Source organism: Sphingobacterium sp. SG20118 (assembly GCF_044740685.1).
Classification (GTDB): domain Bacteria; phylum Bacteroidota; class Bacteroidia; order Sphingobacteriales; family Sphingobacteriaceae; genus Sphingobacterium.
Map to the genome: position 1 here is coordinate 4,237,665 of NZ_CP172826.1, position 15,964 is coordinate 4,253,628.

Consider the following 15,964-nt stretch of genomic DNA (forward strand, 5'->3'; position numbering starts at 1 on the left):
ATTGTTTGTGCCCATTCAGTATGAAATTATTAACAAATATTAGCCACATCATATAGATTAATCTGTATATTAGAAACCTTTTCAGAGGTACGAATATATTTAATGCAACAAACAAAGTTAACTTCATCACACCGAATTGTTTATTCCATCTGCGAACATCCCTACTTGGGTTATTTAATTGAGCCACATGTGGTCAAGTTAAATCCAAATGGAACATATTCACTTCGATATAAGCGTGTATTTAGCAATACCGTAAATGAATACGCACAAGCAGTTGATGAATTAGATTACAAACTCATCCGCTTGCTTGACCAAATTGAGCCAACTAGCCTAATAAAAAAATACCACAAAAAAGCCATTAGGCCCGTTGACTTTTTTTCCAAAGTATTTGATAAAAGTCTATTTGAAATCCTGAGAACAAAAATTGATGAAGTACTCATTCAGTTTTTTTCCATCGTAGCGGATAAACCCATATTCTTAATGAGTAAAGATGGTTACCCTGCCGATCAGAAAATTCAAATCGCTCCACAGGCTGCATCCATACTGTTTCATTTTAGACGTAATGAAGAAGAAACACGCTATTTCCCGACCATAAAATATGAAGACCACCGGATGGAATTCATGTTTAAGAATGCGCAAGTAATTGTCAATGAACAAGCTTGGTTACTGCTTAACAATACCTTATTCCACTTCGACCAACAACTAGAAGGTAAAAAACTAAGTCCCTTTCTTAATAAAAGATTTATATCTGTATCAAGGATTACCGAGAAAAAATATTTCGAGACTTTCGTTTGTAACTTAATCGAAAAATACAATGTATATGCGGAAGGTTTTGAAATCAAAACCCATCAACATAACGCCAACCCAATACTGAAATTAATCTACCATGAAGAAGGTGATTCTCCGGTACAATTGCAATTTCAATACGGCCCTTATATATTTTCATCCGGCAAAGACAACAAAGTCAATGTTCGAATGGAATATCTAGAAGAACAGGACCTTTACATTTTTCACCGGATAAAACGCTCCATTATCTGGGAGGAGAAACAAGCGAAAATTATAGGGGAACTTGGATTGGAGAAAATCAACCAAAAATCGCATGATTTATTACCTAAAGAAATCAACGGTAAGCGACCTTCTATCTTCGATTGGATAAGTCAAAATGATGCTATTTTAAAAGAAGTTGGGTTTGAAATTATACAGGATGTGGCTGAAAAAAGATTTTTCATCGGTCATACCTCTATTGATATTTCTATTAACGAGGACAACGATTGGTTTGACATCAAAGCGATAGCCAAGTTTGGGTCCTTTGAAATTCCATTCATTCAATTGCGTCATCATATCCTACATAACATCAAAGAATTTACTTTGCCAAATGGAGAGATAGCCATGATACCTGAAGAGTGGTTTGCACAATACAATCACCTTTTTCAATTTTCTAAGGATAAGAATGAATTAAAATTAAATAAAATTCATTTGGGATTATTGTATGAAATTAGTGAACATACTGAACTTACCTTCAGTCGGAAATTAAAAAAACTAGCCGAGTTTGAAGAAATCGCTGATGCACCTTTACCCAAAAACTTTCATGGACAACTGAGGCCATACCAACAAGCAGGATATAATTGGTTCAATTTCCTGCAACAGTATAAATTTGGTGGATGCCTAGCGGATGACATGGGCCTTGGTAAAACGATTCAAACACTAGCGTTACTTCAGCATCAAAAAGAGATATTGACCGACAGTCATGCCGTTAAGACCTCTCTGCTTATACTACCGACCTCATTAATTTACAATTGGCAAAATGAAGCGCGTAAGTTCGCCCCTGATCTCCAAATTTACATCCATGCAGGAAATAACCGTTTAAAAGACCCTGAATTACTATTCTCTTTTGATTTAGTAATCACTACGTATGGAATTACACGGATTGATGAAGAATTTTTAAGTCAATTCTATTTCAATTACATCATCCTAGATGAGAGTCAGAATATCAAGAAACCCAACGTCCAAGTCTTTCAAGGCCATCAAAGGCTTAAAAAGCCAAAATAAACTTGCATTAAGCGGAACGCCAGTTGAAAATTCTGTTTCTGATTTATGGACGCAAATGCACTTTACAAATCCGGGGCTTTTAGGTAGTTATACTTATTTTCAAAAAGAATTTGTTCAACCTATTGAAAAGAAAAAAGATGAAGAAAAAGCAAAAAAACTACAAGCAATTGTCAAACCCTTTATTCTACGAAGAACAAAAGATCAAGTAGCAACGGAATTACCTCCAAAAACGGAACAAGTACTGTATTGCGAAATGACAGAAAACCAGCATGAACTGTACGAAAAAGTAAAATCGGAATATCGCAATGCAATTTTAGACAATCAACTTGCAGGAAAAGCAAAATCAAATCAGATTGCGCTACTTCAGGGATTGATTAAATTAAGACAGCTTGCCAACCATCCTAAAATGGTAGACCCAGAATATTCAGATAGTTCAGGGAAATTTGAAACAGTCATCGAGACCTTAGAAAAAGTGTTGCAAAGGGGGAATAAAGTTTTAATATTTTCTCAATTTGTCAAACATTTGAATATTTTTAGAAGTTATTTTGACAAGAAAGATATCAACTATGCATACCTCGATGGGAGCACAAAAAACAGAGATGAGGCCGTTAGTCAGTTTAGAGAAAATGAGGATACTAAATTATTTTTGATATCCATCAAAGCTGGTGGTGTAGGTCTGAATCTTATTGAAGCCGACTATGTATTCATTCTAGACCCCTGGTGGAATCCCGCAGTTGAACAACAGGCTGTAGACAGATCCCACCGTATCGGACAGACCAAGAATGTCTTTATTTATAAATTCATCTCTAAGGATACTGTAGAAGAGAAGATACTCGCCATGCAAAATAGAAAACGTTCTATTGCTCAGAGTTTAATAACCACTGAAGAGAGTTTCATTAAATCACTATCTTCGGAAGACATTCAAGAATTACTGAGATAGGGTCACAAAAAGAAAACCCCATGTTCTTAAATGCGCATGGGGTTTTTTTTCGAATTTTATAAATCAACTACTCAGCAGTAAAAGCAATAAGCGCCTTATTAACCCGAGCAACAACTTCTTCTTTTCCTAATAAAGAAACGATTTGGAACACATCAGGACCAAATTTACCTCCAACTAACATAATACGGAAAGGCATCATGAGTTCACCCATTTTCATTCCAGATTCTTGAATTGCACCCTTAAAGAAAGATTCTAAAGCTACGGCATCCCAAGAATCAAACTTACCGAATTCAAGATTAACATGATTAAAGAAAGTCGTTTTCTCAGCTGACCATTTTGGTTTGACAGCTCCTAAATCATAGTTTTCTGGACGAACAAAGAAAAATGACGCTTGTTCCCAGAAATCAGAAACAAATGTCAGACGCTCTTTCACTGCGCCCAAAACTTGTACAATATAATCATCCGCTACATTTGTCACTTGATGCGATGTTAACACCTCTCTTATCTGCGGTAATAATGCTTCATTTGATGTCTTCTTAATCCACTCATGATTGAACCATTTTGCTTTTTCAAAGTCGAATTTAGCACCCGCCTTACTGATACGCTCAACCGAGAATTTTTCAATCAATTCTTGTAATGAGAATAGCTCCTGCTCAGTACCATCATTCCATCCCAGTACACCCAACATGTTGACAAAGGCTTCTGGTAAAAACCCCATTTCACGGAATCCAATTGTTTCTTTTTCTGCTTGAGCATCTTTCCAATTCATTGCATATACAGGAAAACCTAATCGATCACCATCGCGTTTACTCAACTTACCATTACCATCGGGTTTCAAAATTAATGGCAAATGTGCCCATTGTGGCATTTGCTCATTCCATCCCAAATATTCCCATAACAAAATATGTACGGGAGCAGATGGCAACCATTCTTCTCCTCGGAAAACATGTGAGATTTCCATCGCTTTATCATCCACTACTACAGCTAAGTGATAAGTAGGCATTCCATCGGCCTTTAACAAAACCTTATCATCGATTAGATTGGTTTCAAAACTTACTTGACCACGGATCATATCCGTAAAAGAAACGGTCTCATCAGTCGGTACTTTTATACGAATAGTATGTGGAGTACCTTTCGATAACAATACTTGGGTATCCTCTTTAGAAAGGCTTAAAGAATTTCTTAACTTTAATCTATTTTCATGGCTATAACGAAAGTTTGGTTGTTCTTTTCGCTGCTCGTCCAACTCTTCTGCTGTATCAAAGGCATAATAAGCGCGTCCATTTTCAATCAATTGCTCTGCAAATTGACGATAAGAAGGTTTACGTTCACTTTGGCGATATGGACCAAAAGCACCACCTTTAATTGGACTTTCATCTGGTACCAAACCACACCAAGCTAAACACTCATTTATATATTCTTCTGCACCAGCGACAAACCGTGTTTGGTCTGTATCTTCAACACGCAAAATAAAATCACCTTGATGTTTACGCGCGTACAAATAATTAAATAAAGCTGTACGAACTCCTCCAAGGTGCAACCCACCTGTCGGACTTGGTGCAAAACGCACCCTTACTTTTCTTTCAGAACTCATGAAACAAAATTACCACAAAATTTTCATTTCAATGAAACTATAGCATTGATAACCACAATAAAATAACAAAAACAAGACTTTATCGTTAGATATATGTCGCTGATAAAGATTAATTTCATTTAATTCCTTAATTTGCAGCAACAAGATTCCCCTTTGGCTAATATGAATCCATATCAATACAATCAACAACGTTGGAAATTTTTCTTGCTTATATTCGCAGCTATTATCGCAGCGGCCTCCCTTCTGTATACCAACTACCTCGTCCGCAATCTTTCTAAAGTGGAGAGAACAAAGGCAGAAGTATGGGCAATGAGCACAAAGAGCATCATGACTATGCCCGATGTTGATGACGAATTTATTACGTTTGTCTACTCCGTAAGAGATAGTCTAGCAGTTCCAGCAATCATTACAGATGAAAACAACAATATTGTTTTCTGGAGGGATTTAGACTCTACCAAAACCAACATCAAAACGACGACCAAAGATAGTACAAGTCATATAGATTATGATCCCTATTATTTTGAGAAACAACTCAATTTTATGAAAAAAAGCCATCCTCCTATCACTTTAGAATTAGATACGGGCGCCAAATGGATGGTTTATTATAAGGATTCATGGTTCCTACAGCAACTTAGAGTATTTCCCTATATTCAACTTTCATTAATTGCGGTATTTTTAATTATAGCATACACCGTATTCAATTCCATTCGAAAATCCGAACAGAATCTGGTATGGGTGGGCCTTACCAAGGAAGCCGCCCACCAGTTGGGTACTCCCATTTCTTCCTTGATGGGATGGCTAGAACTCATTAAATTAAAATTTGATGCAGAGGATGATGAAACGTTAAATGAAATGGAAAATGACATCAAACGGCTAGAAATCGTAGCCGACCGATTCTCCAAAATCGGATCCACTCCCGTGCTTCACAATGCCAATGTTTACGAAGTAATAGCTTCATACATCCGCTACTTTAAAGTACGAACAAGTGACAAAATAATATTTGAACTCATTGGAGATAAACATGTAGAAGCAAAGTTAAATATCCCATTATTTGATTGGATAATTGAAAATTTATTAAAAAATGCAGTGAACGCTATTACATCGGAAGGAAAAATAACTGTTAAAATATCAGAAAACATTGCGAAAGAAGAAATTTTTATTGACATTAGTGATACAGGAAAGGGGATTTCAAGATCAAATTTTGAAGCCGTCTTTCAACCAGGTTTTACTACCCGCAAACGGGGATGGGGATTGGGATTAAGTCTAACCAAAAGAATGGTACATTATCATCAAGGCCATATTTTTGTGAAAGATTCTGAAATTGGAAAAGGAACTACATTTAGAATAATATTAAAAAGTAATCTAACTTATGAACCCACTAAAATCTGATGAATACCCAGCGGTGTATTCCACGTACATAGAGACTGTAGTCGGCGATGTCATGGATGTGTTGGAAGAGCAAATTTTATCCTTTCCAGCATTTCTCGATACAATACCTGAAGAAAAAGGTGACTTTCGCTATGCAGAAGATAAATGGTCAATCAAAGAGGTGATAGGACATATTTTAGACAATGAGCGCATTATGGCTTACCGAGCTCTAAGGTTTTCACGTAATGATATGAAAGAGCTTTTAGGCTATGATCAGGAATATTTTATACAAAACTCCAGATATCCCGAACGAACTTTAGCTTCTCTTAGTAAAGAATTCATACACTTGCGCAAAGCAAATATGTTTCTTTTTGAAAACTTTAGTAATGCAGAATTAGAAAGAAAAGGGATGGCTTCCGAAAGGCTAACAAGTGTAAAAGCTTTACTATATGTAGTTGCGGGACACTTAAATCATCACCGCATCATTATACAAGAACGATATTTCAATTCAAACAATGTCAATGATTTGGTTTCAGAATTACAGCATTGAGCAAGTTAATGGCATACTTGCTCAATATATGACGGGCTTACTTGAAATAAAAGCAACAGCTATCGACCGTCAATCGATTACAGCTACAATGTCTGTGAATGATAAAACAAGACAGCCATTCGGAATACTACACGGTGGAGCATCCGTAGTATTAGCAGAATCAATTGGGAGTATTGCGTCAAATCTAATCCTCAATCCAGACACGCATAAAGGTGTAGGCTTAGAAATCAATGCAAATCATCTACGCCCGGTCGCTAAAGGATTGGTAACTGCGGTTTGTTCCGCTATACATATTGGAAAACAAACGCATATTTGGGATATCCGTATTTCTGATGATTTAGGTAATCTCAATTGTATTTCAAGGCTAACTGTTGCCATTATACCAAAATAAAAATATTTCAAACATTTCTCTTCACCACTTGTCTTGAATATAAACTAAGCCAACTGAATTGGTTTACAAATACGGTTTTACAAAAAGGGAGTAGCATACTAGGTATGTTACTCCCTTTTTCTATTCAAAATATTACCAATTAATCGCCAAATCCATGCCATTTTATTTCATTTTCTTAATAAAATTAATTAGTCTTGCATATTATATAAATAAAATCAAAATTTATCAACCAAATCATGCAATCAAAAAATCATTCTGCGCAATCAACGCTGGGTCCAATGATTATCATAGGTTCACTATTTTTTATCTTTGGATTTGTAACTTGGTTAAATTCATTATTAATACCCTACTTAAAAATCGCATGTGAATTAACTGAGTTTCAATCCTACTTTGTTACTTTCGCTTTTTACATTGCCTATTTAGTAATGGGGCCAATATCGACTCGTGTATTAGACCGATTTGGATTTAAAAATGGGATGTCCATATCCCTATTGATTATGGCTGTTGGTGCATTAATCTTTATACCTGCCGCTATTTCAAGAACTTATATTTTATTTTTAATTGGTCTATTTGTACTTGGAGGTGGTTTAGCCATCTTACAAACAGCTTCTAATCCCTATATCACTATTCTAGGACCTGTTGAAACAGCAGCCAAAAGGATTTCGATTATGGGAATCTGCAATAAATTTGCAGGAGCTCTGGCGCCGATTATTTTAGGGTTGTTCTTAAAATTAGAAGATGCCGATAAACTACATAACGAAGTAGATAACATGACTGCTGCCGCACATTCTGCAGCTTTAGATGAGATGGCTTTACAAGTTGTAAACCCTTATATTGGTATTGTTGTTGCTTTATTAATTTTAGCTTTTTGGATTTCAAGAGCAAATCTACCTGAAGTAAAAGGTGATGAAGAAGAAACGGCTGACCATCATGGTACTATTTCCTCTGAAAAATCTTCTATATTCCAATTTCCACATGTAGTTTTAGGGTTTGTTGCCCTATTCTTGTATGTCGGAGTTGAAGTTTTAGCAGGTGATAGTATAATTGCTTATGGAAAATCGCAAGGTATAGCCCTAAATACAGCTAAGTATTTTACCACTGGAACAATGATTTCAATGGTAGTAGGATATATCATCGGTATTATCGCAATTCCAAAATATATTAAACAAGACGTAGCGATGAAAGCTTGTGCAATTTCAGGTATAATCTTCACGTTAGGAATTATCTTCACAAGCGGTTATACCTCTGTCGCATTTGTTGCGTTGTTAGGATTATCAAACTCATTAATTTGGCCGGCCATTTGGCCATTAGCGCTTAAAGGTGTTGGTAAATTTACCAATGCAGCATCTTCATTACTAGTTATGGGTATCGCTGGTGGTGCTGTTATTCCGTTAAGCTATGGCGCATTAGCGGATCACGTTGGCTCTCATCAGGCATACTGGATTGCAATTCCATGTTATCTTTTCATATTGTATTATGCCATCTCAGGACATAAGGTAGGGAAAAAATAAAAAAACTATTATAAATAAAAAAGCGGTTATTTTTACAAAATAATCGCTTTTTTCTTAAACACCTAAATATGAAAAAATCCTTTTATTGTTTATTAGTCGGTTTATTTATTTGCACACAGCAGGGTTATTCGCAGAAAATAAATGAACTAGCAGACCCAAGGGCATCTAGCACCACTGAAAAATGGGACAATCTAAAAGAAAAAAACAACTTTTCTTTTAGCATAGCAGATTATAGCTACTCCCAAACCATCCCCCCAACCTTAGAAACATTGACAAAATCATGGAATACAAAGGCTTGGAAAGGTGAAAAAGTACACACACAGCTGGTATTTTGGAGCAATAGAGACCATGGAAAAGTTGAAGTGACATCCTCATCTTTAAAAAATAGTCAAGCACAACAAATAGCAACTAAAGATATTACTTTAGGATACATCACCTACGTCATGACAGATCTATCAGGAGATTTAAAACAAGGTTGTGGTATCAGTCAAGGATTGGACTCAGCTTTGGTAGCTGATCGTATCACAGATCAATCAAGTTTTGAATACGAAAAAAACACGACAAGACCGCTTTGGTTAAGCATTCAAGTACCTCGTGATGCTGCAGTAGGAATATACAAAGGTTCGCTTACAATAAAAGCCGACAATTACAAAACGACTATACCTTATAGTATAGAAGTACTTGCTCATGTATTACCAGAGACAAAAGATTGGGAATATCATTTAGACTTATGGCAAAACCCTTACTCTATTGCCCGACAATTTCAAGTAGAAACTATGGTCGCCAGAACATTTCAACATCATGAAACCACACTATGAACGGTTACGTGATGCTGGCCAAAAAAATATTACCGTAAGTATCATTAATGATCCCTGGAATGGTCAAACATATGATAAATACCAGGCCATGATTAAATGGACTAAAAAGAAGGATGGCACTTGGTCTTATGATTATAGCATTTTTGATAAATGGGTAGGATTTATGCGAGAGATTGGTATTTCTAAATATATCAATTGCTACAGTATGATTCCTTGGAACATGAATTTTCAATACTTTGATGAAAATACAGGTAAATATGAAATCTTAAAAGTTAAAACTGATGATCCAAAATACAGAGAACATTGGTTACCTCTATTAAAAGACTTTGCAAGGCATCTTAAACAAAAAGGTTATTTTGAATGGACAACCATTGCTATGGATGAAAGACCTCAAGAAGATATGAAACGTGCAATTGCAATTATTAAAGAAGCAGACCCACAGTTCAGGTCATCACTTGCAGGTGCATATCATCCAGAAATTTCTAATGAGTTTGCTGATTACAGTATCACCCTAGGAGAAGAAATGGCACCAGAGGTATTAAAAGCACGTCAAGAAAAAGGCTATAAAACAACAGTTTATACATGCTGCACTGAGATTTTCCCTAATACATTTACCAATTCTGGCTACCAAGAAGCAACTTGGTTAGCTTGGCATAGTGTACAGAGGGGTTTCGATGGTTATCTAAGATGGGCATATGACTGTTGGAATGCCAATCCCAATCAAGATACCCGTTACGGATCATGGTTAGGTGGGGACACGTATTTTGTATATCCAGACAACATGACCTCTATTCGTTTCGAAAAATTAATTGAAGGTGTACAAGATGCTGAGAAAATAAGGATTTTAAGAAAGGAATTAAATGCTCCACAATTGCAAAAATTAAATGAAATAATTGATGGATTTACAAATAAAAACATCAATCAAAAAGCAATTCCAAACCAGATTAAAGAAGCGCAAAAAGTGTTGAACAGTTTGTAAAAACTCACATTAAGGGCCAATATCAATCCTTTGTTGGCCTTTAATTTAAAAAACCAAAATTCTTTATTTTGATAATTTACAAGTAAATTAGTGGAAATTAAACATTTCCAAAATGAAGAAATCTATTTTAACACTATGCGCCGCTACGGTACTCACATTTAGTCTCTCAACTACTTCAGTTGCTCAAGTAAAATTACCACAAGCAAGTAGCACCACATCCATCACCCAAGGATTAGGGATTAAAAACATAGCACTTTCATACCAGAGACCAAACATAAACGGTCGTGTTATTTTCGGTAATTTAATTCCCTACAATGAGGTCTGGAGAACTGGCGCAAACAATATACCTGTTATTAAATTTGAAGAAGAAGTTACAATAGAAGGAAATAAAGTTCCTGCTGGAACGTATGGCATCTTGACCATCCCAACAAAGGGCGATTGGACAATTATATTAACGAAAAACAGCAATCAATGGGGTGCATATACCTACGATAAAAAAGACGACCTCATACGTTTCAATGTAAAGTCGACTAAGCTTTCAAATAAAGTAGAAACCTTTACCATGCAGTTCGAAAATGTAACAACAAATTCAGCTGTATTATCCCTATCTTGGGAAAACAGCTCCACTCAGTTTTCAATAAAAGTTGATCAAACACAAGAGATATTAGCTAATATTGAGGAAGCAATGAAGGGTGATAAAAAACCTTATCTCCAAGCAGCACAATTTTACCTAAACAACAACCTCGATATCAAAAAAGCATTGGTATGGGTAGACGAAGCTGAAAAAGAAAATCCAGAAGCGCCTTATATTCGCTACTGGAAAGCAAAAATACAACTGAAAGCAGGTGATAAAAAGGGAGCAATAGCAACAGCACAAAAAGGAGTGGAAATTGCGCAAAAAGGAAACAATGCTGAATATGTTAAATTAAATAACCAAGTCATTAAAGAAGCCGGTAAATAATAATATACCATTATGAAAAAACGCCACTTTTTGAAAGTGGCGTTTTTTTTATAATTCTTCTTTTAGTAACTCCGCGAGTTCCTCATGTGTGATATTCATATTCACATTACCATCTTTAGCAAAGGATATTTCACCTGTTTCCTCCGATACCACGACAGCAACTGCATCAGACACCTCTGTCACTCCAATTGCCGCACGATGGCGTAAACCGAACTGTAAAGGCAAATCTTCACTTTCCGATAAAGGTAGAATACAAGACGCGGACATGATTTTAAAATCCACAACTACAACAGCACCATCATGCAAAGGGCTATTCTTATTAAAAATACTTTCTATCAGACGTTTTGAGATATGTGCATCAATAAACTCGCCACTACTTTGATAATATTCTTCATCAAAATACTTAGAAAAAACCAACAGGGCACCAGTGCGTGTCTTTGACATACTACGGCAAGCCTCTATAATAGGTTTTAAATGTTCAGAATTATCTTTGGCTACAGTCTTCTTACTAACTAGAAACGACCATAGGATCTTCTTTCGCTTCATAGAAATATTCTTCCCTATATGTAACAAAAAACGCCGAATCTCCTGCTGAAAGACCACAATCAAGGCAATGGAACCCACTGAAATGAACCCCCCAAATATTTCGGTCAACAAACGCATATGCATTTGTTTTACAATAATATAAATACCATAAAATAGGGCAACGCCAATTAAGATATTAACAGCAATCGTACCACGTATTAAACTATATACATAGTAAATAATAATCGCTACTAAAATAATATCGATAACATCCAATAAACGGAAACCCCTAAAGAGGCTGTAATCAAATCCTTCCATATACATGCAAGTTAAAAAAAATCACCTAAACAATGAGCTCTTTGTCGTGCAAATTATCGCTAAAATGAGCAAGCGTTAGAATTGTTTTGTATTTTTACTTAAAAGATTGGAATAAATATGACTGCATTATCTGTAAACATCAATAAAATAGCCACTCTTCGTAATTCTCGAGGAGGAAACAATCCCAATGTATTGGCCGCAGCCTTAGCTTGCGAACGCTTTGGTGCTAATGGTATTACTGTACACCCGAGACCAGACGAACGTCATATTCGCTATGCAGACGTTTTTGATTTGAAAGCTAATATTCAAACAGAGCTAAACATTGAGGGAAATTGTCAAGAACAAAAATTTATCGATCTTGTTCTAGCAAACAAACCTGCTCAAGTCACCCTAGTACCGGATGCAGAAGGACAAATTACATCAAACCATGGTTGGGATACGATTAAAAACAAGGCATACCTAACCGATATCTGTAAGCTTTTCAAAGACCAAGGTATTCGAGTGTCTATTTTTGTTGATCCAGATACAGATATGGTTGAAGCCGCTGCGGAAACAGGGACCGACCGCATCGAATTGTATACTGAGTCATATGCGCAAGCTTTCTTGGAGGAGAGAGATGCCGCAATCAAACCCTATTTTCAGGCGGCTTTAAAAGCAAGAGAAGTTGGTTTAGGCATCAATGCAGGCCATGATTTGGACTTAAATAACTTGACATACTTTAACCAGCATATCCCAGGATTGTTAGAAGTGAGTATTGGCCACGCGCTTATCGCAGATGCACTTTATTTAGGATTAGAAGAAACAATAAAAAGATATTTAAATGCATTAAAATAAAAAAGAAGGGCTTTACAAATTTGTAAAGCCCTTCTTTTTTATTTTATATTTATTCAATACCCTTGAATATTCTGTTCCAGCGTATTTTTGATAATCCCGAACCGTCCTTATCAAGACTCAGCCAGGTAAATAATGCTTTACCAACAATATGGTCTTCTGGTACGAAGCCCCATCCACGAGAATCTAAAGAATTATGTCTATTATCACCCATCATCCAATAATAATCCATCTTAAAGGTATATGAATTAGCTTTAACACCATTAATATAGGTACCATCTGCTTTATTTTCCATTGTATTACCTTCATAAATAGTAATTGCACGCTCATAAAGTGGCACAGTAGCACTGTCCAATTGAACAGTCCAACCTTTACTCGGAATTTTAATCGGACCGAAATTATCAAAATTCCAATTCAAAGAAGCAACATTTGGGAAGGTTCCTTCTTCATGTTCGCCTGCTTTACGAATATTTGGAATAACAGCCTTCACATTCATCCATCCTTTAACCATAGCAGCCTCATCAGCCGTCATAAAAACTTGATAAACATCGGGTTGACCTGTAGGGAATGTTTCTAATCGTTTATCATTCATAACACGCATGTCCAAACCAGTTTGGTCGGTTTCTACTATATAATCCAATTGTCCTTCTGGTGGATTAAAACCAGGTTTACCATTTACAAAGAACACAGCATTGGACATAGAGACTTCATCGCCCGGCATACCTACACAACGTTTGATGTAGTTCTCACGTTTATCAACTGGACGGTTGTACGGCGCATCAGCTTCCATTGGATAGTTGAAAACGACAACATCATTTCTTTTGATGTCCTGGAATCCAGGCAGGCGCTTATAAGGCAGTTCAATTAACTCTGAGTATGCATTACCTCCAATTAAGGGCATTGTATGATGCGCAAAGGGAAATGCAATAGGTGTCATAGGAACACGCGGTCCATAATTAACCTTACTTACAAATAAGAAATCACCAACCAATAAAGTCCGTTCCATAGAACCTGTTGGAATCATATATGCCTCTATTAAAAACCCACGAATTAATGATGCTGCAACGGTTGCAAAAACGATTGCATCAGCCCATTCACGAGCCATAGATTTTTTATAAGGATATTTCTTTTTAAATTCTTCCGAGTTTGGGTTACCCAAATACTTTACCAAAGCGTCATTGCCCCACATGGGTAATACGATAAAAGGAATTAACACCGCAGCTGCATTTTCCCAAAATCTTCTTTTCCCAAATGCCTTTATCAAATCTAAATATAGACCATAGAAAACAAAGATATTCACGATTGGCACCAATAATAGGATAACAACCCACTTTGCGCGACCCGTTAATTCGGCCATTACATATTCCCGATAAAAGGGAACTAGCGCTTCCCATCCTGATCTGCCTGCTTTAACAAATAATTTCCAAAGCCCATAATGAGCAATTACTGTTAAGACCGCAAAAATAATATACCACATAAGTTTCTTTAAATTTTATTTTTTAATAATCTAATATGTCAATTAGTATAAAAGATTATGCATTCGTTACAGACTTCGCAATTTTTTATAAAAATCGATTACTTATTGAAATCAAACATTTCGGTCACTTGAAAGAATCCTTCTTTTCCAAACAGCCACTCTGCAGCGATAACGGAGCCTAATGCAAACCCGTCACGACTATGCGCTGTATGTTTAAATTCAATTTGATCAACTTCCGAACTATATACGACTGTATGTGTACCAGGGACCTCTTCGATACGGTGACTTTCTATTAACAATTCCGTTGCTTTAGGTATAATCTCTACATCTCCATCCCCTACCAATGAATTGACCCAAGATGTTTTAACATCACTGTTGTTTAAGATTCCTTCAGCTATAGTAATTGCTGTCCCACTTGGTGCGTCCAATTTATGAATATGATGTATTTCTTCTACTTGTACATCATAAGCTTTATAAGGTTGAATGGCCTTCGCCAACATTTTATTGATATGAAAAAAGATATTGACACCTATGGAGAAGTTCGAACCGTACAAGATAGAACCATCAACAGCTAAACATTTTTCCTTTACAAGATCAAGGTCTTCATACCAACCTGTAGTCCCCATGACAATTGGCAACTTTGCTTCCAAGCATAATTCCATATTAGAAAGAGCTGCATTTGGAACACCAAAGTCTATTGCAACATCCGCACCTACCAGATCAGCTTTGGTAATTGAGCTACGGTTCTCGCTATTGACAATCAAATGAATCTCATGCCCTCTTTTTTGCGCAAATTTCTCAATAATTTTGCCCATTTTGCCGTAGCCGAATAATACAATTTTCATATCTATTTCAGATCATATTTAATAAGAAGACCAAATAAGTTTTATGCTCTATAGCATGAATACGAATTTAAGCTTTATAATTTTTATTTAAGTGTCATGGATAATTTAAATCCAAAATTGGGAGCAGCACTGTATGCAAAACTATTTGATGGTCCCAATAAGATAGTTGGTCTAATTTTTAATGCAACTTTTTCTGAACTTACGCTCCAACGATTTTTGAGCATCGAATCTACATAAGCTTCGACTACATTCAATCCATACACCCCAACAGTCAAAAGTACCATCAAATCTCGATCACGTCTTGCCGCATCCTTAGCTCTAATAAGCCCTTGATCCGACCAGCCAAAATAATCTGGATTATCCTTCTCATTATGCTTAAAACGATAGTCCAATTCTTTAATGAATTCCTTATAATAACGATGATTAAATTCAAATACCAGTGCAGTTGATACCAGTCCTCCATAAATAGCAGGTACCTTAATCCACCACAATCCCTTATTTGTATATTGCCCCCACCCAGGAAGTATCAAAGAACGTTTCCATGCAGTAACTGTTTTTGCTTCTATTGCAAGTCGTGTAGAATCTTTAAAAATCTTAGGAATCTTCGCTTCTTCTTCAGCCTTCTCTCTTCTTTTTCTTTCCCTCCGACTCTCTTTTTTTGTTGTATCCTGCACAGTCGTTACTTTCTTAGTTGAATCTAATGCAGAAGTAGTTTTTAACGCTACTTTCCCTTTGGGATCAACTTGTTGCCCTTGTGCAACAAAAAATATAAAGATAGCACACAATAAACCGATTACTTTATGCATC

General features: G+C 36.1%; 15 protein-coding genes. 10 read left to right on the forward strand and 5 right to left on the reverse strand.

Annotated features, from left to right (window positions below; translation table 11 throughout):
• Positions 1–102: 102 nt before the first annotated feature.
• On the forward strand, positions 103–2,049 hold the full coding sequence (locus ACFX5U_RS19490) for a DEAD/DEAH box helicase (protein WP_400261800.1): 1,947 nt from the start codon (positions 103–105) through the stop codon (positions 2,047–2,049).
• A complete protein-coding gene (locus ACFX5U_RS19495) occupies positions 1,976–2,989 on the forward strand; it encodes a DEAD/DEAH box helicase (RefSeq protein ID WP_400261801.1) in 1,014 nt (337 codons plus the stop codon). Before ACFX5U_RS19490 ends, ACFX5U_RS19495 begins: the two co-directional genes overlap by 74 nt.
• 67 nt (positions 2,990–3,056) lie before the next feature.
• On the opposite strand, the gene gltX is transcribed toward ACFX5U_RS19495, so the two are convergent.
• Positions 3,057–4,583 carry a glutamate--tRNA ligase gene (gene gltX, locus ACFX5U_RS19500; protein WP_400261802.1) on the reverse strand — a complete coding sequence of 509 codons (1,527 nt, stop codon included), beginning with the start codon at positions 4,581–4,583 and terminating at the stop codon, positions 3,057–3,059.
• 162 nt (positions 4,584–4,745) lie between these two features.
• Here gltX and ACFX5U_RS19505 point away from each other — a divergent pair, with 162 nt between their 5' ends.
• From ACFX5U_RS19505 to ACFX5U_RS19535, 7 genes are all read left to right on the forward strand, one after another.
• The gene (locus tag ACFX5U_RS19505) at positions 4,746–5,972 is read left to right on the forward strand and encodes a HAMP domain-containing sensor histidine kinase (RefSeq protein ID WP_038701195.1); all 1,227 of its coding nucleotides are present in this window, start codon (positions 4,746–4,748) and stop codon (positions 5,970–5,972) included.
• Complete coding sequence (locus ACFX5U_RS19510; RefSeq protein ID WP_038701197.1) at positions 5,953–6,501, forward strand: DinB family protein; 549 nt, start codon at positions 5,953–5,955, stop codon at positions 6,499–6,501. The genes ACFX5U_RS19505 and ACFX5U_RS19510 overlap by 20 nt, the downstream gene beginning before the upstream one ends.
• A complete protein-coding gene (locus ACFX5U_RS19515; RefSeq protein ID WP_400261803.1) occupies positions 6,473–6,892 on the forward strand; it encodes a hotdog fold thioesterase in 420 nt (139 codons plus the stop codon). Before ACFX5U_RS19510 ends, ACFX5U_RS19515 begins: the two co-directional genes overlap by 29 nt.
• Positions 6,893–7,128: 236 nt before the next feature.
• Positions 7,129–8,403 carry a sugar MFS transporter gene (locus ACFX5U_RS19520; protein WP_038701201.1) on the forward strand — a complete coding sequence of 425 codons (1,275 nt, stop codon included), beginning with the start codon at positions 7,129–7,131 and terminating at the stop codon, positions 8,401–8,403.
• Between the two features lie 68 nt (positions 8,404–8,471).
• Positions 8,472–9,221, forward strand: a complete 750-nt coding sequence (locus ACFX5U_RS19525; RefSeq protein ID WP_400261804.1) for a glycoside hydrolase domain-containing protein — start codon at positions 8,472–8,474, stop codon at positions 9,219–9,221.
• The gene (locus tag ACFX5U_RS19530; RefSeq protein ID WP_400261805.1) at positions 9,205–10,200 is read left to right on the forward strand and encodes a DUF4091 domain-containing protein; all 996 of its coding nucleotides are present in this window, start codon (positions 9,205–9,207) and stop codon (positions 10,198–10,200) included. Before ACFX5U_RS19525 ends, ACFX5U_RS19530 begins: the two co-directional genes overlap by 17 nt.
• A gap of 112 nt (positions 10,201–10,312) precedes the next feature.
• Positions 10,313–11,161, forward strand: a complete 849-nt coding sequence (locus ACFX5U_RS19535; RefSeq protein ID WP_038701205.1) for a DUF2911 domain-containing protein — start codon at positions 10,313–10,315, stop codon at positions 11,159–11,161.
• A gap of 48 nt (positions 11,162–11,209) precedes the next feature.
• Here the strand turns inward: ACFX5U_RS19535 and cdaA are convergent, their stop codons facing one another.
• Positions 11,210–12,004: a diadenylate cyclase CdaA gene (gene cdaA, locus ACFX5U_RS19540; protein ID WP_038703075.1), complete on the reverse strand. Its 795-nt coding sequence runs from the start codon at positions 12,002–12,004 to the stop codon at positions 11,210–11,212.
• Between the two features lie 117 nt (positions 12,005–12,121).
• On the opposite strand from cdaA, the gene ACFX5U_RS19545 reads away from it, so the two are divergent.
• Positions 12,122–12,838 (forward strand): pyridoxine 5'-phosphate synthase, encoded by a 717-nt coding sequence (locus tag ACFX5U_RS19545; protein WP_038701207.1) that lies wholly within the window; start codon positions 12,122–12,124, stop codon positions 12,836–12,838.
• 49 nt (positions 12,839–12,887) lie between these two features.
• Here the strand turns inward: ACFX5U_RS19545 and lepB are convergent, their stop codons facing one another.
• The 3 genes from lepB to ACFX5U_RS19560 all read right to left on the reverse strand — a co-directional run bounded on the left by lepB (position 12,888) and on the right by ACFX5U_RS19560 (position 15,963).
• Positions 12,888–14,312, reverse strand: coding sequence for a signal peptidase I (gene lepB / locus ACFX5U_RS19550; protein WP_038701209.1), 1,425 nt, complete (start codon positions 14,310–14,312; stop codon positions 12,888–12,890).
• Positions 14,313–14,410: 98 nt separating this feature from the next.
• Entirely contained in the window at positions 14,411–15,157 is a 747-nt protein-coding gene (gene dapB, locus ACFX5U_RS19555) for a 4-hydroxy-tetrahydrodipicolinate reductase (protein ID WP_038701211.1), read from the reverse strand.
• 83 nt (positions 15,158–15,240) lie between these two features.
• On the reverse strand, positions 15,241–15,963 hold the full coding sequence (locus ACFX5U_RS19560) for a DUF5683 domain-containing protein (protein ID WP_280565189.1): 723 nt from the start codon (positions 15,961–15,963) through the stop codon (positions 15,241–15,243).
• Position 15,964: the final 1 nt, after the last annotated feature.

Excerpts from the sequence above, each read along its gene's own strand:
- ACFX5U_RS19490 (WP_400261800.1), top strand. The coding sequence starts at position 103 with ATGCAACAAACAAAGTTAACTTCATCACACCGAATTGTTTATTCCATC.
- ACFX5U_RS19495 (WP_400261801.1), top strand. The coding sequence starts at position 1,976 with ATGAGAGTCAGAATATCAAGAAACCCAACGTCCAAGTCTTTCAAGGCC.
- gltX (WP_400261802.1), bottom strand. The coding sequence starts at position 4,583 with ATGAGTTCTGAAAGAAAAGTAAGGGTGCGTTTTGCACCAAGTCCGACA.
- ACFX5U_RS19505 (WP_038701195.1), top strand. The coding sequence starts at position 4,746 with ATGAATCCATATCAATACAATCAACAACGTTGGAAATTTTTCTTGCTT.
- ACFX5U_RS19510 (WP_038701197.1), top strand. The coding sequence starts at position 5,953 with ATGAACCCACTAAAATCTGATGAATACCCAGCGGTGTATTCCACGTAC.
- ACFX5U_RS19515 (WP_400261803.1), top strand. The coding sequence starts at position 6,473 with ATGATTTGGTTTCAGAATTACAGCATTGAGCAAGTTAATGGCATACTT.
- ACFX5U_RS19520 (WP_038701201.1), top strand. The coding sequence starts at position 7,129 with ATGCAATCAAAAAATCATTCTGCGCAATCAACGCTGGGTCCAATGATT.
- ACFX5U_RS19525 (WP_400261804.1), top strand. The coding sequence starts at position 8,472 with ATGAAAAAATCCTTTTATTGTTTATTAGTCGGTTTATTTATTTGCACA.
- ACFX5U_RS19530 (WP_400261805.1), top strand. The coding sequence starts at position 9,205 with ATGAAACCACACTATGAACGGTTACGTGATGCTGGCCAAAAAAATATT.
- ACFX5U_RS19535 (WP_038701205.1), top strand. The coding sequence starts at position 10,313 with ATGAAGAAATCTATTTTAACACTATGCGCCGCTACGGTACTCACATTT.
- cdaA (WP_038703075.1), bottom strand. The coding sequence starts at position 12,004 with ATGGAAGGATTTGATTACAGCCTCTTTAGGGGTTTCCGTTTATTGGAT.
- ACFX5U_RS19545 (WP_038701207.1), top strand. The coding sequence starts at position 12,122 with ATGACTGCATTATCTGTAAACATCAATAAAATAGCCACTCTTCGTAAT.
- lepB (WP_038701209.1), bottom strand. The coding sequence starts at position 14,312 with ATGTGGTATATTATTTTTGCGGTCTTAACAGTAATTGCTCATTATGGG.
- dapB (WP_038701211.1), bottom strand. The coding sequence starts at position 15,157 with ATGAAAATTGTATTATTCGGCTACGGCAAAATGGGCAAAATTATTGAG.
- ACFX5U_RS19560 (WP_280565189.1), bottom strand. The coding sequence starts at position 15,963 with ATGCATAAAGTAATCGGTTTATTGTGTGCTATCTTTATATTTTTTGTT.